The 18,160-nt window shown below is 70.6% G+C and carries 12 protein-coding genes; 7 read left to right on the plus strand and 5 right to left on the minus strand.

What is annotated here, in order from left to right:
* Positions 1 to 4 precede the first annotated feature (4 nt).
* The gene (locus ACZ5K7_RS15705) at positions 5 to 2,593 is read left to right on the plus strand and encodes a SpoIIE family protein phosphatase (protein WP_351708755.1); all 2,589 of its coding nucleotides are present in this window, start codon (positions 5 to 7) and stop codon (positions 2,591 to 2,593) included.
* 438 nt (positions 2,594 to 3,031) lie between these two features.
* Here ACZ5K7_RS15705 and ACZ5K7_RS15710 read toward each other — a convergent pair whose 3' ends face one another.
* Positions 3,032 to 4,522, minus strand: a complete 1,491-nt coding sequence (locus tag ACZ5K7_RS15710; RefSeq protein WP_468913790.1) for a hypothetical protein — start codon at positions 4,520 to 4,522, stop codon at positions 3,032 to 3,034.
* Positions 4,523 to 4,604: 82 nt separating this feature from the next.
* On the opposite strand from ACZ5K7_RS15710, the gene ACZ5K7_RS15715 reads away from it, so the two are divergent.
* Both ACZ5K7_RS15715 and ACZ5K7_RS15720 read left to right on the plus strand, forming a co-directional pair.
* Entirely contained in the window at positions 4,605 to 5,687 is a 1,083-nt protein-coding gene (locus ACZ5K7_RS15715) for a glycoside hydrolase family 18 protein (RefSeq protein ID WP_468913793.1), read from the plus strand.
* Positions 5,684 to 6,673 (plus strand): phosphotransferase family protein, encoded by a 990-nt coding sequence (locus ACZ5K7_RS15720; protein WP_351704581.1) that lies wholly within the window; start codon positions 5,684 to 5,686, stop codon positions 6,671 to 6,673. Before ACZ5K7_RS15715 ends, ACZ5K7_RS15720 begins: the two co-directional genes overlap by 4 nt.
* Here ACZ5K7_RS15720 and ACZ5K7_RS15725 read toward each other — a convergent pair.
* The 4 genes from ACZ5K7_RS15725 to ACZ5K7_RS15740 all read right to left on the minus strand — a co-directional run bounded on the left by ACZ5K7_RS15725 (position 6,648) and on the right by ACZ5K7_RS15740 (position 10,537).
* Entirely contained in the window at positions 6,648 to 7,424 is a 777-nt protein-coding gene (locus ACZ5K7_RS15725) for a succinate dehydrogenase/fumarate reductase iron-sulfur subunit (protein ID WP_351704584.1), read from the minus strand. The genes ACZ5K7_RS15720 and ACZ5K7_RS15725 overlap by 26 nt on opposite strands.
* Positions 7,421 to 9,352, minus strand: a complete 1,932-nt coding sequence (locus ACZ5K7_RS15730) for a fumarate reductase/succinate dehydrogenase flavoprotein subunit (protein ID WP_351704587.1) — start codon at positions 9,350 to 9,352, stop codon at positions 7,421 to 7,423. The genes ACZ5K7_RS15725 and ACZ5K7_RS15730 overlap by 4 nt, the downstream gene beginning before the upstream one ends.
* On the minus strand, positions 9,352 to 10,173 hold the full coding sequence (locus ACZ5K7_RS15735; protein ID WP_468913796.1) for a hypothetical protein: 822 nt from the start codon (positions 10,171 to 10,173) through the stop codon (positions 9,352 to 9,354). The genes ACZ5K7_RS15730 and ACZ5K7_RS15735 overlap by 1 nt, the downstream gene beginning before the upstream one ends.
* A 73-nt stretch (positions 10,174 to 10,246) precedes the next feature.
* A complete protein-coding gene (locus ACZ5K7_RS15740) occupies positions 10,247 to 10,537 on the minus strand; it encodes a hypothetical protein (RefSeq protein WP_351704593.1) in 291 nt (96 codons plus the stop codon).
* Positions 10,538 to 10,911: 374 nt separating this feature from the next.
* Here ACZ5K7_RS15740 and ACZ5K7_RS15745 point away from each other — a divergent pair, with 374 nt between their 5' ends.
* From ACZ5K7_RS15745 to ACZ5K7_RS15760, 4 genes are all read left to right on the plus strand, one after another.
* Entirely contained in the window at positions 10,912 to 13,110 is a 2,199-nt protein-coding gene (locus tag ACZ5K7_RS15745) for an ABC transporter family substrate-binding protein (RefSeq protein WP_468913800.1), read from the plus strand.
* Between the two features lie 128 nt (positions 13,111 to 13,238).
* Positions 13,239 to 13,925, plus strand: a complete 687-nt coding sequence (locus tag ACZ5K7_RS15750; protein WP_468913802.1) for a hypothetical protein — start codon at positions 13,239 to 13,241, stop codon at positions 13,923 to 13,925.
* A 158-nt stretch (positions 13,926 to 14,083) separates the two neighbouring features.
* Complete coding sequence (gene typA, locus ACZ5K7_RS15755) at positions 14,084 to 15,991, plus strand: translational GTPase TypA (protein WP_351704602.1); 1,908 nt, start codon at positions 14,084 to 14,086, stop codon at positions 15,989 to 15,991.
* Between the two features lie 519 nt (positions 15,992 to 16,510).
* The gene (locus tag ACZ5K7_RS15760; protein ID WP_450972665.1) at positions 16,511 to 18,133 is read left to right on the plus strand and encodes a peptide ABC transporter substrate-binding protein; all 1,623 of its coding nucleotides are present in this window, start codon (positions 16,511 to 16,513) and stop codon (positions 18,131 to 18,133) included.
* The last annotated feature ends 27 nt before the right edge of the window (positions 18,134 to 18,160 follow it).

An 18,160-nucleotide genomic window follows, 5' to 3' on the forward strand; every position in this document is an offset into this window, starting at 1 on the left:
TCGCGTGAGCGAGATACCAGCTAAGGCCACGGAGTCCGAGGACCCGTCGGACGGTGCGAGGGCGGGGACCGCGGAGACAGCCGCGGCCCCCGGCGACGCCATGTGGCAGAGCAGCCCACCCGGCTCGATCTACGACTACATCAAGGTCGCCTCGTTCTCCATCGGCGCCGGCGGCCTGGTCGACCAGTGGAGCCTGCGCGCCGAGCAGATCTTCGGCATCCCCGCGGAGCGTGCCGTCGGCATGGATCCGATCGAGGCGTTCGTCGACCCGGACCTGCGCGAGCGCGGCCAGCGGAAGATGGCCGAGATCCTGGACGGGCGGGAGTGGACCGGCGTGGTCCCGTTCCGGATGCCCGACACGGCGGACGGCGAGCGCGGCGAGGAGGGCCTCGCCGAGGTCTACGTCATGCCCACCCGCACCGCCGAGGGCGAGAACGCGGCCGTGTGCATAGTGGTCGACGTCCGCACCCTACGCAGCATCGAGACCGACCTCGCCGCCTCGCAGTCGATATTCGGTCAATCTCCGTTCGGTTTCCTGCTGATCGACCCCGACCTGCGGATCCGCCGCGCCAACGTGCGGTTCTCCTCCATCTTCGGCGGCACCCCCGACGACCACCGCGGCAAGGGCGTCCACGACTATCTGCCGCGTTCCGAGGCCGAACGGGTCGCGGCCACCCTGCGCCGGGTCCTGGAGACCGGCAACTCCATCACGGACATGCACGTCACGGGGTTCGTGCCGGGCTCCGAGGAACGCCGGCACTGGTCCATCAACCTCTACCGCGTGCACAGCGGCACCGGCCGCCCCATCGGCATCGCCTGGCTCGGCCTGGACATCACCGCCCGCCGCGCCGCCGCCCGCGAGGCCGCCGCCGCCCGGCGGAATCTCGCCCTCCTCAACGAGGCCGGCGCCCGCATCGGCAACTCCCTCGACCTGGAGACCACCGCCCGCGAACTCCTCGACGTGGTCGTGCCCGGCTTCTGCGACCTCGCCACCGTCGACCTCTACCAGGGCCTGCTGGCGGGCGACGAGCGACCGCCGGGGCTCTCCGACGGCAGCGCGGAGCTGCGCCGGGTCGCGTTCGCCAGCGCGGTCTCCGACGCGCCCTTCGTGGGCGGCGGCGCCCCGGTCGCCGTCGGCGCGGTCCACCACTACCCCTTCAACTCGCCCTGCGCGGACGCCCTGCGCACCGCCCGCCCGCAGCATGTGCCGGCCGAGGAGGGCGGCCTCGTCCAGTCCACCCTCGCCGTCCCGATGGTCGCCCACGACACGGTCGTCGGCCTCGCCCAGTTCGCCCGCACCAAGGGCAGCGAGCCGTTCGGCGACCGCGACCGGGACCTCGCCGTCGAGCTGGCGGCCCGCGCCGCCGTCTGCATCGACAACGCGCGGCTGTATCGCCGTGAGCACGAACGCGCGTTGATACTGCAACGGTCCCTGCTCCCGCCCGGCGACCCGGAGGCCTCGGGGCTGGACATCGCGTGCCGCTACCTCCCCGGCAACGCGGCGACCGAGGTCGGCGGCGACTGGTTCGACGTCATCGAACTCCCCGGTCACCGCACGGCGCTGGTGGTCGGCGACGTGATGGGCCGAGGACTGCGCGCGGCGGTCGCGATGGGTGAACTCCGTACGGCGGTCCGCACGCTGGCCCTGCTCGACCTCGAACCCGCCGAAGTGCTCTCCGCGCTGGACGAGATCGCGCGCGGCCTCGGCACCCCAGGCGGGGTCCAGCAGGCCACCCGCACGGCCCGCCAGCCCCGCGACGCCGACCTCTCCGAGGTCTACCTCGCGACCTGCGTGTACGCCGTCTACGACTCCGTCACCCGGCGATGTACGTTCGCCAACGCCGGTCACCTGCCTCCGGTCCTGGTCGAACCCGGCGAGGACGCCCTGATGCTCGACGTCCCGCCCGGCATGCCGCTCGGCGTCGGCGGCGAGCCCTTCGAGGAGGTCGAGGTCGAACTCCCCGAGGGTGCGCTGCTCGCCCTCTACACGGACGGCCTCGTCGAGTCCCGCGACCACCCCCTGGACGAGGGCCTCCAGGCGTTCGTCGGAGCGCTCACCGACCCCTCCCAGCCCCTCGAGGACGTCTGCGACCACGTCCTGAACACCCTCGACACGCACCACGGCGAGGACGACATCGCGTTGCTGATGGCACGTGTACAGGGGCTGCCGGCCGAGTCGGTCGGCGACTGGACGCTGCCGCGCGAGCCGCGCAGTGTGGGCCGCGCCCGTGAGTACGCGCGCGGCCAGCTCATCACCTGGGGCCTGGAGCCGCTGGTCGACACCACGGAACTCCTGGTCAGCGAACTCGTCACCAACGCGCTGCGATACGGCGAGGGCGAGATACGGCTCCGCCTCCTCCTCGACCGCACCCTGGTCTGCGAGGTCTGGGACTCCGGCCTGGTCCAGCCGAGGCGCCGGCGCGCCCGCGACACCGACGAGGGCGGCCGGGGGCTCCAACTGGTCGGGCTGCTGAGCGCGGCGTGGGGCTCGCGCCGGACGCCACGCGGGAAGACGGTGTGGTTCGAACTCCCCCTGCCGGACGGCGAGACCGGCCTGACGGACCCGGCGGAGGCTTTGCTCAGCCTGTTCTGAGAGGGATGACTCCGACCGCCTCACGAGCGCGCCGCCGTCGCGGCAGCCCGTGCCCCTTGCGGGGTCGCGCCGGTTGCGCCCGTGCGGCGCCGCGGGGGCTGGTCGCGCAGTTCCCCGCGCCCCTGACGGGGGTTGCGGCGGGTTCGCCCCGTGCGGCGCCGCGGGGGCTGGTCGCGCAGTTCCCCGCGCCCCTGATGGGGGTTGCGGCGGGTTTGCCTCGTGCGGCGCCGTCGTGGTTGCTCGCGCAGTTCCCCGCGCCCCTGACGGGGGTTGCGGCGGGTTCGCCTCGTGCGGCGCCGCGAGGGCTGGTCGCGCAGTTCCCCGCGCCCCTTGAGGGGCGCGGCGACTGACGCCCCTGAAAGGGGCACGGGGAACTGCGCGAACGGCCCCCACGCACCCGCAGACGCACCGCGACCGGTCCCGGCACCCCCGTGGGCGTCAGCCCAGCCGTGCTCGTGTCTCAGGCCCGCCGAACGCCACCACCGGCCCCCCGTCCCCCTCCTCGCCCAACAACACACCCCCGAGTACCGCCCCCGCGAGCCCGCTCTCGTGGGCCGCCTCCCCGGCGTACGGGTTGCCATGGGCGCGTACGTCCCGTCCGGCCAGCTCCCGGGCGCGCCGCGCCAGCCGGTCCGCGTCCGCGGACGCGCCTGCGGACGCGGACCGGCCGGCCTCCGCCAGCAGCGCCCGCGCCTCCGCTCCCACCGCCCCCCGATGCACCCCCACAAAGTCCTCCGCCGCCCCCAGTGCGCTCCGCGCCACCAGGTCCGCCCCGGCGGCCATCACCCCGGACCGCCCGCCCCCGGTGCCCTCCACCGCCCGTACGACCCGGCGCAGGGCGTCCAGCGGGTCGTAGGGTCCACCGGTCAGCTCCTCCCGCACGGCGGCCAGCACGGTGTCGGCGTGGGCCAGGCGCGCCGGTGACACGGGCGCCCGGACGCCCGCCAGTTCCGCCTCCGCGCCCGTGAGCGCGGCCGGCACCAGGCCCGCCGCCGTCCGCAGTTCCGCCGCGAGCCGGGCCACCCCGTCCAGCAGCACCCCGGCCTGCGCCACCGCCCCCTCCGCGGCGCGCAGGCCACGGCGGAAGCCGTCGCCGTCGCCCGAATCGGCGTCCTGGCGAGCCCGGTTGAGCCGCCCGGTCGCGAACACCAGCCGGTCCTTGGCCTGTTCGACGTGCCCCACCACGGCGGCGACGGCCCCGCTCCCGTACCGCTCGCCCGCCTCCGCCAGCGCACTCGCCACCCCGCCCGTGCGCGCGGCCAGTTCCCGGAACCGGCCCTCGGCCACCGCCAGCGCGTCCCCCGCATCCCACTCGGCGTCGAACCCCTCCGCCGCCGCGTCCAGTTGCCGCCCCGCCTCCGCGCACCGCCCCACCACCCCGACCAGCGCCTGCCGCCGGCCGGTGTCGTCCCCGGGTATCCCCTCCTCGTACCGCCGCCATATCGCGAACGCGGCCGACAGCTCGGTCTCGGCCGCTCGCAGGGCCGCTACGGCCCGGTCGCCGCCGTCGACGTACCCGAGCGCCTCCCGGCTGGTGCGGACGCAGTCGTCGGCCAGGACCAGGGCGGACCGCGCCTGCCGCTCGACATCGACCGGTGACGGCGTCGGCGGGGCGGCGGAGACGATCCCGGGGGTGGTCCGCGAACGGGACCGCCGGACCCGCCGCACGTACCCGTAGCCGCCCAGTGCACCGGCGGCCGCCACGGCGACCAGCGGCATGACGTAGTCGGCGGTCGACGCCCCGTCCGCCCGGGCCGCGGCGACCGGCTCGCGCGCCGCCACGGGAACCGGATCTTGAGCGGTGGTCGTCATCACCGGCAACACCAGCCAGAGCGCTCCGGTCACCCCGCCGAGCACGGCATGCCCCACCCGCACGCCTATGTGCCCGGTGGCGTGCCTCGGACGGCCCCGGATCAAGGATGACGTCACATTTCGGAGCGTATGGGCAGCCTGTCGGCTTCGCGACCGGGGCGGGGACGGGCGGGGGACGACGAGAACAGGGGGACGACCGATGGCAACGGAATCAGAGTCCGAGGGGGAGGGGGCGGGCGAGGGGGAGGACGCGCCGGAGGTGCCCGGCGTCCGGAAGAGGGCCTCCTGGGTCCGCTGGGCCCGGCGTATCGGGCTCGCCGCCGTCCTGCTCCTGGTCCTGCCTCTCCTCACCGCCGAGACCGCCCTCCGCGTCAACTACACCGGCGACCCGAGGCCCGGCACCCGCACCCGGGACAAGGACGCCCTCTGGCTCGGGCACGCCTGGGTCGACGGCCGTAAGACCGACGCCGACGTCACCGCCCTCGCCACCCGGCTCGCGGACACCGGCATACGCGACCTCTACGTCCATGCCGGACCACTGGAACACAACGGCACGCTGCCCAGAACGGACTACCCCAAGGCGCGTTGGCTGATAACGGCCGTGCATCGAAAACTTCCCGGCGTCCGCGTCCAGGCCTGGCTCGGGGACGAGATCGCGCCCGAGAAGCCGTACGCCATGCATCTGGAGAAGGCGGAGACACGTGCCGCCGTCGTCGCGTCGACCCGGCAGGTGATCGCGGCCGGCTTCGACGGGGTCCACTTCGACCTGGAGCCCCTGCACTCCGGCGACCGGAACTACCTGGCTCTCCTCGACGCGCTAGGGCCGGTGACCCCGCTGCTCTCCGTCGCCGCACACCAGATCGACCCGCTCCCCGCGTTTCACTCCTTCTGGGGTACCGTCACCGGCCATCCCAAATGGTGGTCACAGGAGTATTTCGGGCAAGTCGCCCGCCGGGTGGACCAGATCGCGGTGATGTCGTACGACACCATGCAGCCCCTGCAGAGCCTGTACGGCGGGTACGTCGCGCAGCAGACCAGCCTTGCGCTGGAGGTCACCCCGGCGGACACCGACCTCCTCATGGGTCTGCCCTTCTACCACGAGAACCGCTTCGGCCACTGGGCGCACGCGGAGACCGTACCGGCGGCCGTGCGAGGGGTTCGGCTGGGACTGTCCCGCACGGACGCGGATCGCGCTAACTTCGGCGTCGCCCTGTACGTCGACTTCGCCGCCACCGAGGATGACTGGACCTCTTATCGGAAGGACTGGGTCCGTACGTCATGACAACCGCTCGTGCCCACCTCACCCGTGACGACCTCGCGCCGCTCGCCCGCGAGGCCCTCGGCCGTGCCCCCGCCGCCGTCACCCGGCTGCGCGGTGGCTCCAAGAAAGGCGTGTACCGGCTCGCCCTCGACAACGGCAGGTCCGCGATCGCCTACGTCTGGTCCCCGGAGGAGGACTACTGGGGCCCCGCCGACGCCGACATCCGCGACCCCTTCGCCCACGCCTCCGGGCTCGGCCTCTTCCTCGCGGCCCACGACCGGCTGACCGAACTCGGGGTGCGCACCCCGCGGCTGCTGTTCGCCGACGAGGAGGCCGAGCACCTGCCCTCGTACGCGGCGGTCGTCGAGGACGTCCGCGGCGGCAGCCTGGAGGTGCTGCTGCGCAGCGATCCCGGCGCGGCCCGGGTGCCGCTGGCCCGGCTGGCCGGGACGCTCGGCGCGCTCCGGGAGTGCGTGTCCTCGGGGTACGGCAAGGCCGCCCTGGTGGAGGAGGGCGGCAAGCCGCTCGGCAGCTCCTGCGAGCAGGTCGTCGCGGACCGCGCCCTGCACGACATCGCGGAGGTGGCCGAACGGGACCCCCGGGTGCGGGAGGCCCGCCAGGCGCTGTCGGAGCGGGTCCGGGAGCTGTACGACGTGATCGAGCCGCGCGACCACGCCTCCCTCGTGCACGGCGAACTCGGCCCGGACCACGTCCTGGTGACCGAGGAGGGCGATCCCGCGCTCATCGACATCGAAGGCCTGATGTACTTCGACGCCGAATGGGAGCACGTCTTCCTCCAGCTCCGCTTCGGGCCCGCCTACGACGTGCTGCGCACCGCCGACCTCGACGAGGACCGCATGGAGCTGTACCGGCTCGCGATGCACCTCAACCTCGTCGCCGGGCCGCTCAGGCTGCTGGACGGCGACTTCCCGGAGCGCGAACCGATGCGGGACATCGCCGAGTTCAACCTCCGGCAGGCGCTCAGCCTCCTGCGGGGCGCCTCCTGATCTTCGAGCCGAGCCACACCAGCGGGTCGTACTTGCGGTCCACGGCCCGCTCCTTCAGGGGGATCAGCGCGTTGTCGGTGATGTGGATGCCCTCGGGGCACACCTCCGTGCAGCACTTGGTGATGTTGCAGTAGCCGAGACCGTGTTCGTCCTGGGCCGTGCGCTTGCGGTCCAGGCCGGACGTCTCGGCCGCGTCCAGCGGATGCATGTCCAGCTCCGCGACCCGCATCAGGAAACGCGGCCCGGCGAACGCCGTCTTGTTCTCCTCGTGGTCGCGGACCACATGGCAGGTGTCCTGGCACAGGAAGCACTCGATGCACTTGCGGAACTCCTGCGACCGGTCCACGTCCTCCTGGAACATCCGGTACTCGCCGGGGCCCACTCCGGCCGGCGGTACGAACGACGGGATCTCCCTGGCCTTCTGGTAGTTGAAGCCGACGTCCGTGACCAGGTCGCGGATGACCGGGAAGGCGCGCAGCGGGGTGACCGTGAGGGTCTCGTCCCGTTCGAAGACGGACATCCGGGTCATGCACATCAGGCGCGGACGGCCGTTGATCTCCGCCGAGCACGAACCGCACTTGCCCGCCTTGCAGTTCCAGCGGACGGCCAGGTCGGGGGCCTGGGTGGCCTGGATGCGGTGGATGATGTCCAGGACCACCTCGCCCTCGTTCACCTCGACCTTGAAGTCCTCCAGGCCGCCGCCCTCGACGTCGCCTCGCCACACCCGGAAGTGGGCCGTGTAGCCGCTCATTCGTACAGCTCCTCTTCGGCGAGGTACTTGACCAGCTCCTCCTTCTCGAAGAGAGCGAGCAGGTCGGCGCGGATGGGGTCGGTGGTCTCGCGGGTGAGGCTGATCTGGCCGCGCTCCGGGTCGGTGGCCGCCAGCCCGCCCGTGGGATCGGCCAGCCGGCAGAGCAGGTTGATCCGGCGCCAGTCGCGGTCCATCGTCGGATGGTCCTCACGGGTGTGGCCGCCGCGCGACTCGGTGCGCTCCAGGGCCGCCCGGGCCACGCACTCGCTGACCAGCAGCATGTTCCGCAGGTCCAGGGAGAGATGCCAGCCCGGGTTGAACTGGCGGTGCCCCTCCACGCCGGCCCGGCGCGCCCGCACCCGCAGCGCGGCGAGCCGCTCCAGGGCCTGCTCCATCTCGCCTTCCCGGCGGATGATGCCGACCAGGTCGTTCATGGACTGCTGGAGCTCCTGGTGGAGGGTGTACGGGTTCTCCGGCGGGCCGGAGTCCGGTTCCTGGCTCTCGGCCGAGAAGGGCCGCAGTGCCTCGGCCGCCGCCGCGTCGATCTGCTCGTCGTCCACTTCCGGCCGGGTGTCGAGGTCCACCGCGTAGTCGGCCGCGTGCCAGCCCGCCCGGCGTCCGAACACCAGCAGGTCGGAAAGGGAGTTGCCGCCGAGCCGGTTGGAGCCGTGCATCCCGCCGGCCACCTCACCGGCCGCGAACAGGCCGGGCACCCCGCGCGCCGCCGCCGTGTCGGAGTCCACCGCGACCCCGCCCATCACGTAGTGGCAGGTCGGCCCGACCTCCATCGCCTCCGCCGTGATGTCGACGTCCGCCAGCTCCTTGAACTGGTGATACATGGAGGGCAGCCGGCGCCGGATCACCTCGGCCGGCATCCGCGTCGACACGTCCAGGAAGACCCCGCCGTGCGGGGAGCCGCGGCCCGCCTTCACCTCGGAGTTGATGGCGCGGGCGACCTCGTCGCGGGGGAGCAGCTCGGGCGGCCGACGGTTGTGGTCCGGGTCCTCGTACCAGCGGTCGCCCTCCTCCTCCGACTCGGCGTACTTCTCCTTGAAGACGTCCGGGACGTAGTCGAACATGAACCGCTTGCCCTCGGAGTTGCGCAGCACCCCTCCGTCGCCGCGCACCGACTCCGTGACCAGGATCCCCTTCACCGACGGCGGCCAGACCATGCCCGTCGGGTGGAACTGCACGAACTCCATGTTGAGCAGGGGCGCCCCGGCCAGCAGGGCGAGCGCGTGCCCGTCGCCGGTGTACTCCCACGAGTTCGACGTCACCTTGAAGGACTTGCCGATGCCCCCGGTCGCGACCACCACGGCGGGCGCTTCGAGGACGAAGAAACGGCCGCTCTCCCGCTCGTACGCGAAGACCCCCGACACCCGGCGGCCGTCCTTGAGGATCCGGGTGACCGTGCACTCCTGGAAGACCTTCAGCCGGGACTCGTAGTCGCCGGTCTCCTTCTTGTCCTCCTGCTGGAGCGAGACGATCTTCTGCTGCAGGGTCCGGATCAGTTCGAGGCCCGTACGGTCGCCGACGTGCGCGAGGCGCGGGTACTCGTGGCCGCCGAAGTTGCGCTGGGAGATCTTGCCGTCCTTCGTGCGGTCGAAGAGGGCGCCCCAGGTCTCCAGCTCCCAGACCCGGTCCGGGGCCTCCGTGGCGTGCAGCTCGGCCATCCGCCACTGGTTGAGGAACTTGCCGCCGCGCAGGGTGTCGCGGAAGTGGACCTGCCAGTTGTCGTGCTCGTTGACGTTGGCCATGGCCGCCGCGATACCGCCCTCGGCCATCACCGTGTGCGCCTTGCCGAACAACGACTTGCAGATCACCGCCGTACGGGCGCCCCGCTCGCGCGCCTCGATCGCGGCGCGCAGGCCCGCGCCGCCGGCCCCGACCACGACGACGTCCCACTCCTGCCGGTCCACCACGGGCATCAGAAAAACCTCGGATCGTCGAAGGCACCGGACGCGAGCAGGTAGACGTAGAAGTCGGCGAGCGCCACGCTCACCAACGACGCCCAGGCGAGCAGCATGTGCCGGTTGTTGAGCCGGCCGACGAACTGCCACGCCTTGTAGCGCACGGGGTGTTTGGAGAAGTGCTTGAGCTTGCCGCCGACGATGTGCCGGCAGGAGTGGCAGGACAGCGTGTACGCCCAGATCAGCACGATGTTGACCAGGAAGACCAGGGTGCCGAGGCCCATGTGGCCCCAGTGCTCGTCCGTGTCCCGGAAGGACAGGACCGTGTCGTAGGTCAGCACGCAGGCGACCAGCAGGGCGAAGTAGAAGAAGTACCGGTGGACGTTCTGCAGGATCAGCGGGAAGCGGGTCTCACCGGTGTACTTCGCGTGCGGCTCGGCCACCGCGCAGGCCGGCGGGGACGCCCAGAAGCTGCGGTAGTACGCCTTGCGGTAGTAGTAGCAGGTCAGGCGGAAGCCCAGCGGGAAGATCAGGATGATGATCGCCGGGGAGATCGCCCACCAGCTGCCGAAGAGGTCGGCGTTCGGGCCGGACGGCATGGTCTTGCAGTTCTCGGCCAGACAGGGCGAGTAGAACGGCGAGACGTACGGCGCCGAGTAGTAGTGCGCGTTCGAGAAGGCCCGCCAGGTCGAGTACACGACGAACGCGAACAGACCGGCCGCGGTGACGGCGGGTGCCAGCCACCAGCGGTCGGTCCGCAGGTGCGGGGCGGAGATCGCGGCGCGCGTACCGGTGCGTACGCCGCCGCTGTTCGGATGTGGTTCCGTACCAGTGGCCAATGGATGACTCCGGTCGGTTCGGGGGTCGGTGCCTGCGGGCAGCGCGCCTGTCGGCGGGTGCCGGTCACGCCTCTTACGGTGCGTGCCGGTCGCGGGCGCCGAGACCCTCGTCGTCCGTGTCCGTCCACAGGTTGATGTCGTACGGGTCGTCGGAGATGGTGACGAGTTCGGGGCGCTTGCCCGGGGTGCTGGTGTTGGCCGTCTCCCGCAGCAGCGCCACGCTCTCGCGCAGGTGATCGGCGTCGGCACGGACGCGGCGCATCTCCAGTCCGCCGCTCCCGAGCTGCTGCTCCAGGCGGCCGACGGACCGGTTCAGGTCGTCCAGACAGCGCTGTACTGACGTCAGGTCGTCGTGCACGGACATGACGTGACCTCACTTCCGCGGACTTCGGTGTCCAAGGCGGCAACGTTCATGCGCCTGCGAGTGTTGCGCGTCACACCTGCCGGTGTGAAGGCATGTGCAGCGATTGGCGGATTGCACGCCTCCGTCGCACGCCCGCACGCGCTCTGTGTGCGCCGGGGGCGGGCGCCGCCGCGAGGGGTGCCCCCGTGCGCCGCCCGGGTGGGCGTTGCGCCGCACGGGTGGGCTTTGGCAGCCCTCACCGCCGTGTCGTCCCCGGCCGACGGACCCCGTCCATTTCAGTGGGGTCCGTACTTCTTACATGTGATCAACTCCAAAATACCCCCAAATGTGAACAGACCCCACCCGTGTCACCGGGCCTCCCGGAGGTAGCAGAGATGTCTCACCACGGCGTCGGACCCAGGCCTGGCCGCAGTGCGGTCATGCGTTCCGTCACGTTCCTGACCGCGGGTGCCCTCGCGGTGCCCTTCCTCACGGGCTGCGGCTCCGACGACGAGGGCAGCAAGCCGCTGGCCGGACAGGACATCGCGGCGGTCGCCCGTGACGCGGTCGCCGAGGGCGGCACCCTGAAGTGGGCCGTGGACGCCGTACCGGAGACCCTCAACACCTTCCAGGCCGACGCCGACGCGGGCACCACCCGGGTCGCCCAGGCGGTCCTGCCGTCGATGTTCACCATCGACGCCACCGGCCGCCCGGTCCGCGACCCCGACTACCTGGAGTCCGCGAAGGTCATCGAGACCGAGCCGCGCCAGGTCGTCCTGTACAAGCTCAACCAGCAGGCCGTCTGGAGCGACGGCCGGGAGATCGGCGCCGCCGACTTCGCCGCCCAGTGGCGCGCCCTGTCCGGCAAGGACTCCGCCTACTGGACCGCCCGCAACGCCGGCTACGACCGCATCGGCAAGATCGAGCGCGGCGCCAACGACCTGGAGGTCCGGGTCACCTTCGAGCGCCCGTACGCCGACTGGAAGTCGCTGTTCTCGCCGCTCTACCCCAAGGAGGTCATGGGCACCCCGGACGCCTTCAACGACGGCGCCCGCCGCAAGCTCACGGTCACCGCGGGACCCTTCAAGGTCGACAAGGTCGACACCGCCAAGAAGGACGTGATCCTCACCCGCAACCCGCGCTGGTGGGGCCGCCCGGCCAAGCTCGACGAGATCGACCTGCACGCCGTGGACCGGGAGAATCGGGCCACCGCGCTCGCCGCCGGCACGGCCGACGTCGCCGACATCGACGCCTCCGAGGCCCAGCGGATCACCATCGCCGGGCGGGACAAGGGCACCGGCACACCGTTGCAGGGCGCCGGGAAGACCTCCGCGAGGAAACTGCGCTCCTGGGCACTCACCCTCGGCATGGACGAGGAGCAGCTGCCCAAGGGGCCGAAGAAGCTCCGCAAGAGGATCTCCAAGTGGCTGGAGCAGCAGCAGGAGCTGCGCGACTTCGACGTCCGCAAGTCCCTGGAGCCCGCCTACACGCAGCTCGCCCTGAACGGCTCCGAGGGACCGCTCGCCGACGAGCGGGTGCGCCGGGCCGTCGCCCGCGCCCTCGACCGCCAGACGCTCGCCAAGCTGGTGCTCACCCCGCTGGGGCTGCCCGCCGTGCCGGTCGGCAGCCACCTCGCCCTGTCCGGGCAGGCCGCCTACGCCGACAGCAGCGGGTCGATCGGCGGCCTCGACACCCACGAGGCGCAGGCGCTGCTCGCCGACGCGGGCTGGGTGGCCGGCGGCCCGATCAAGGCCGGGGACAAGGCGGCCGGCGCGCAGAGCGGGCAGGGCGACAAGACGGGCAAGGGAGAGAAGGGCGACAAGAGCGGTAAGTCAGGCAAGGGTGATGACTCGGACGGCGGGGACGACGGGCAGTTCATCGTCGGGGAGGACGACAAGAGTCCCGACACCCCCGACGACAAGGACACCCGCGACCACCAGAAGGACCACGCCCACGGGGCGCCCGGGGCGTACGCGCCCAAGGGCACGGCCGCACCCAAGGGGGCGCAGGCCGCGGCCGCACCGCTGGCCAAGGACGGCAAGGCGCTGAGCCTGAGGTTCGTGCTGCCGTCGGGGCCGGGGTCACAGACGCTCCAGGACGTCGCCGAGCGGATCCGGCAGATGCTGGCGGCGGTCGGCATCCAGACCGAGATCACCAAGGTCTCCGACGAGAGCTACTTCAAGGACCACATCGCGTCCGGGCAGTACGACCTCGCGCTGTACTCGTGGCCGTCGTCCGCGTTCCCGGCGACCGACGCTCGGCCCATCTACGCGAAGCCGGTGCCGGCCGCCGACGGGTCCCTGAACGTCGAGCAGAACTACACGAGGGTGGGCACCGACCAGGTGGACCAGCTCTTCGACCAGGCGCTCGGGGCGCTGGACGAGGACGAGGCGGACGGGCTGCTGCGGAAGGCGGACTCGCGGATCTGGGCGTCGGCCGGGTCGCTGCCGCTGTACCAGCGGCCGCAGATCGTGGCGGCCAGGAAGGGGCTGGTGAACGTAGGCGCGTTCGGCTTCCAGACGCCGGTCTACCAGGACATGGGGTTCCTGAAGAAGGGCGCGAAGGTGTCGGCGAGTCCGTCGCCGGCCGGCTGACCGGCGCCGTAGCTCAGGCGTTACTCAAATTGCTTGCCGTCACGCGTTCGGCACCCGCAGGATCACGGGGACAGCGGTCGATGCCGCGGGCGCCGACCGCTCCCACACGGGGGACATGGAGCGGGCGTATGCGCGGTATCGGACCACGGGTCTGGGCGACAGGACTGGCCTCGCTGGTGCTGGGAGCGGGCCTGACGGCCTGCACCGGAGGCACCGGCGGCGGGGACGGCCGTCCGGACGGGGGCGCGAACGGAACCGGCACGGCGGCGGCGAAGGCGTGCGGAGACGGCACGTACAGCTGGTCCGCGGTCAAGGAGTCGGACCGGCTGACGGGCGTCTCGGAGCGGGAACGGCTGGGCGCCGGCGGCGGCGCGCTGCGCAACCCGATGGAGCGCGTGTACACCCCGCGGCCCTCGGTGCGGACCCAGGGCCCGGCGCTCTCCCCGGCCGAGGTCCTCTTCTCGCTGGGCAAGAAGATCGGTGAGGTCGACTCCACGGCCCGCACCCTGGCGGCCGACGACAGCGGCACCACCTACACCTTCACCGATGTGCACGCCAAGGCCCCGGCCCTGGACAACGGCGCTGCCCGACTCGACGGCGCCGGAGACTTCGTGACCTACGACGGGGTGCGGGAGGTGACGGGCGACTTCCGCTACTCCTGCGCGGACGGCCGGACCACCACCGGGCACGCGCGGACCTGGCGAGTCGTCCTCGGCGGAGTCCTCGACTGCGGCGAGGCCGTGGACGCGCGGCTCGCCCGGCAGGCCGCCCGGCTCTCCTGCGAAACCGGCTCGGCCGCCACGAAGGGCGCCTGACCGACACCCTCCCGGGGCCCCCACCCACGGCCCCGGGATGCCCCCACGGCCTCACCCCGTACCATGGGGTGAGGCCGTGGCGTGTTCAGCCCGGCAGGGTGCGCGAACACCGATGTACGCGCAAGCCCCTTCCTCATACTCCGGGAGTACGCCGCACCATGGCCACGCGCCACGACATCCGCAACGTCGCCATCGTCGCCCACGTCGACCACGGCAAGACGACCCTCGTCGACGCCATGCTGAAGCAGGCCGGTGCCTTCGCCGCGCACGCCGCCGAGTCGCTCGACGACCGCATGATGGACTCGAACGATCTGGAGCGTGAGAAGGGCATCACGATCCTGGCCAAGAACACGGCCGTGAAGTACCACCCGAAGGACGGTGGCGAGGTCGTCACCATCAACATCATCGACACCCCGGGCCACGCCGACTTCGGCGGCGAGGTCGAGCGCGGTCTGTCGATGGTGGACGCGGTGGTGCTGCTCGTCGACGCCTCCGAGGGCCCCCTGCCCCAGACCCGCTTCGTGCTGCGCAAGGCGCTCCAGGCCAAGCTGCCCGTCATCCTGTGCATCAACAAGACGGACCGCCCCGACTCGCGCATCGACGAGGTCGTCAACGAGGCCTACGACCTCTTCCTCGACCTCGACGCCGACGAGGACCAGATCGAGTTCCCGATCGTCTACGCGTGCGCGCGTGACGGTGTGGCCTCGCTGACCAAGCCGGAGGACGGCACCGTCCCGGCCGACAGCGACAGCCTGGAGCCGTTCTTCTCCACGATCCTGTCCCACGTCCCGGCCCCCGAGTACGACGAGGCGGCCCCGCTCCAGGCGCACGTCACCAACCTGGACGCGGACAACTTCCTCGGCCGTATCGCGCTGCTCCGGGTCGAGCAGGGCGAGCTGCGCAAGGGCCAGACCGTCACCTGGATCAAGCGCGACGGCACGATGTCCAACGTCCGCATCACCGAGCTGCTGATGACCGAGGCGCTCACCCGCAAGCCCGCCGAGATGGCGGGCCCGGGTGACATCTGCGCGGTCGCCGGCATCCCGGACATCATGATCGGCGAGACCCTCGCCGACCCCGAGAACCCGATCCCGCTGCCGCTGATCACGGTCGACGAGCCCGCGATCTCGATGACCATCGGCACCAACACCTCGCCGCTGGTCGGCCGGGGCGGCACCGGCAAGGGCGCCGACAACAAGGCCGCGGTCAAGGACCGCAAGGTCACCGCCCGGCAGGTCAAGGACCGCCTCGACCGCGAGCTGGTCGGCAACGTCTCGCTGCGCGTGCTCGACACCGACCGTCCGGACGCCTGGGAGGTACAGGGCCGTGGTGAGCTGGCGCTCGCCATCCTGGTCGAGCAGATGCGCCGTGAGGGCTTCGAGCTGACCATCGGCAAGCCGCAGGTGGTCACCCAGATCGTCGACGGCAAGGTGCACGAGCCGGTCGAGCGCATGACGATCGACGTGCCCGAGGAGCACATGGGCGCGGTCACGCAGCTCATGGGCGTCCGCAAGGGCCGTATGGACAACATGTCGAACCACGGCTCCGGCTGGGTCCGCCTGGAGTTCGTGGTGCCGTCCCGCGGCCTCATCGGCTTCCGGACCGAGTTCCTGACCGGCACGCGCGGCACGGGCATCGCCCACTCCATCCACGAGGGCCACGAGCCGTGGTTCGGCCCGCTGACCACGCGTAACAACGGCTCGCTGGTCGCCGACCGCTCCGGTGCCGTCACCGCGTTCGCGATGACGAACCTCCAGGAGCGCGGTGTGCTGTTCACCGACCCCGGCACCGAGGTGTACGAGGGCATGATCGTCGGCGAGAACTCGCGCTCCGACGACATGGACGTGAACATCACCAAGGAGAAGAAGCTCACGAACATGCGGTCGTCCTCGGCCGACTCCTTCGAGGCGATCGTCCCGCCGCGCAAGCTCTCCCTGGAGCAGTCGCTGGAGTTCTGCCGTGACGACGAGTGCGTCGAGGTGACCCCGGAGGCCGTGCGTATCCGCAAGGTCGTCCTGGACCAGAAGGAGCGCGGTCGCACCGCCAGCCGCGCCAAGCACGGCTGACGCACGCCGTTCGACCAGGAAGCCGGGCACCCACCAATGCGGGGTGCCCGGCTTCGTGTTGAGCGGGGAGGTAGGGAAAACCCTAATTCTCGTCGCGGATCCGTAAGGGCGGACCGCACGGCACTAGGCTTCTGACAGCATGCGCCCTGTCTGTGTCCAAGCGCACTTTCCGCGATTCTGCAACTGGATTTTCATCCGACTTGGGTTCGGTAAACGAACATGCAGGCCCGATAGGTGTGTAACAAGTCCGTTTCGCAGGGATCTTTCTGCAAACCCTTTGTCCGGATTTTGGAAGAAGTTCGCGTCAGGTGTGATCGAACCGAGACCTTATGAGTGTGGTTCGGTCATGGCGCATGGCAGATAGTTAGGCGCGTAGAGCTCGCATCTACGGGGTCATGCGCTGGGTGGCGCTGACCTGCGAGCGCGGGGAGTGCACCTCACGGTTTCAGGCGCCGGTGACGGCGAAGTGTCGTGTGCTTCCTTCTGCGGTGAATCAATGGACTCATGAGGAGGAGCCCCATGCGTGGTGCCAAGAGCGCCAAGTGGGTTGCGATAGCCGCCGTTGTGGCGCTGGGTGCGACGGCCTGTGGCGGCGGGGGGGACGACGGCAGCTCCGGCAGCGGCAAGGGCAACGGCGTCGTGTCGGTGGAAATCGGCGAGCCGCAGAACAGCCTGGTTCCCACCAACACGTACGAGACCGAGGGCGGCCAGGTCATCAACGCCCTCTTCACGGGTCTGACCAAGCTTGACGCCGACAACAAGGTCGTCGACGCCATGGCTCAGTCGATCGAGTCCAAGGACAACAAGGTCTGGACGATCAAGCTCAAGTCCGGCTACACGTTCCACAACGGCGAGAAGGTCACTGCCCAGTCCTTCATCGACGCCTGGAACTACGGTGCCAACCAGACCAACGCCCAGCAGACCAACCCGCTGTTCAGCCACATCGAGGGCTACAAGGACCTGAACCCGGGCGAGGGCAAGAAGCCCACGACCGACAAGATGTCCGGTCTGAAGGCGATCGACGACAACACCCTTCAGGTCACCCTGAGCGGCGCGTTCTCGGCGTTCCCGTCGCAGCTGTCCTTCACCGCGTTCGTCCCGCTGCCCAAGGCGTTCTTCAAGGACCCGAAGGGCTTCGGCGAGGCCCCGATCGGCAACGGCCCCTTCAAGATGAAGGGCACGTTCAAGCACAACGAAGAGATCGACGTCACGAAGTACGACAAGTACCCGGACGCCTCGAGCATCGAGGTCAAGGGCGTCAACTTCAAGGTCTACTCGAACCTGGACACCGCCTACAAGGACCTCGTCGCCGGCAACCTCGACACGCTGCTGACGATCCCCAACTCGGGTCTGCCGACGTACCACAAGGACCTGCCGGGTCACTACATGGACACGGCCGACTCCGGCGTCGGCTACATCGGCTTCCCGATCAAGTACAACAAGGCCTTCCAGAACGCTGACCTGCGCAAGGCCATCTCCATGTCGATCGACCGCAAGACGATCGCGAGCAAGATCTTCCTCGGTGCCCGTACGCCCGCGGACGACTACATCAGCCCGATCATCGACGGCTACCGCAAGGGCGCCTGCGGCGACACCTGCACGTACAACCCGACCAAGGCCAAGGAGCTCTACAAGCAGAGCGGCGGGCTGCCGGGCAACACGCTGGAGATCGGCTACAACGCCGACGGTGACCACAAGGCGTGGATCGAGGCTGTCGCCAACCAGATCCAGCAGGCCCTCGGCATCAAGGTGACGGCCAAGCCGTTCGAGCAGTTCCAGACCATCCTGAACGACCTGGACGCCAAGAAGTACCAGGGTGCCTTCCGTATGGCCTGGAGCATGGACTACCCGGACATGGAGAACTACCTCCGTCCGATCTTCTCCAAGGACGCCATCGCCAACGGCTCCAACTACTCCGGCTACGTCAACGAGGACTTCGAGAAGCTCCTCGTCCAGGGAGACCAGGCCCCGACGCACGAAGGGGCCATCAAGAAGTACCAGCAGGCCGACGACGTCCTCCTCAAGGACATGCCGTACATCCCTGTGTACTTCTACACCCTGAACACCGGCTTCAGCGACAAGATCAAGTCGCTGAAGATCGCCGGCCACCAGATCCTGTGGGACACGGTCAAGCTCAGCTGACCGGGTTCTGAGCAGATCTGACACAGA

The sequence above is a fragment of the Streptomyces sp. NPDC031497 genome, from assembly GCF_055580905.1.

Excerpts from the sequence above, each read along its gene's own strand:
- ACZ5K7_RS15730 (WP_351704587.1), bottom strand. The coding sequence starts at position 9,352 with ATGCCCGTGGTGGACCGGCAGGAGTGGGACGTCGTCGTGGTCGGGGCC.
- ACZ5K7_RS15760 (WP_450972665.1), top strand. The coding sequence starts at position 16,511 with ATGCGTGGTGCCAAGAGCGCCAAGTGGGTTGCGATAGCCGCCGTTGTG.
- ACZ5K7_RS15745 (WP_468913800.1), top strand. The coding sequence starts at position 10,912 with ATGTCTCACCACGGCGTCGGACCCAGGCCTGGCCGCAGTGCGGTCATG.
- ACZ5K7_RS15715 (WP_468913793.1), top strand. The coding sequence starts at position 4,605 with ATGGCAACGGAATCAGAGTCCGAGGGGGAGGGGGCGGGCGAGGGGGAG.
- ACZ5K7_RS15740 (WP_351704593.1), bottom strand. The coding sequence starts at position 10,537 with ATGTCCGTGCACGACGACCTGACGTCAGTACAGCGCTGTCTGGACGAC.
- typA (WP_351704602.1), top strand. The coding sequence starts at position 14,084 with ATGGCCACGCGCCACGACATCCGCAACGTCGCCATCGTCGCCCACGTC.
- ACZ5K7_RS15750 (WP_468913802.1), top strand. The coding sequence starts at position 13,239 with ATGCGCGGTATCGGACCACGGGTCTGGGCGACAGGACTGGCCTCGCTG.
- ACZ5K7_RS15725 (WP_351704584.1), bottom strand. The coding sequence starts at position 7,424 with ATGAGCGGCTACACGGCCCACTTCCGGGTGTGGCGAGGCGACGTCGAG.
- ACZ5K7_RS15720 (WP_351704581.1), top strand. The coding sequence starts at position 5,684 with ATGACAACCGCTCGTGCCCACCTCACCCGTGACGACCTCGCGCCGCTC.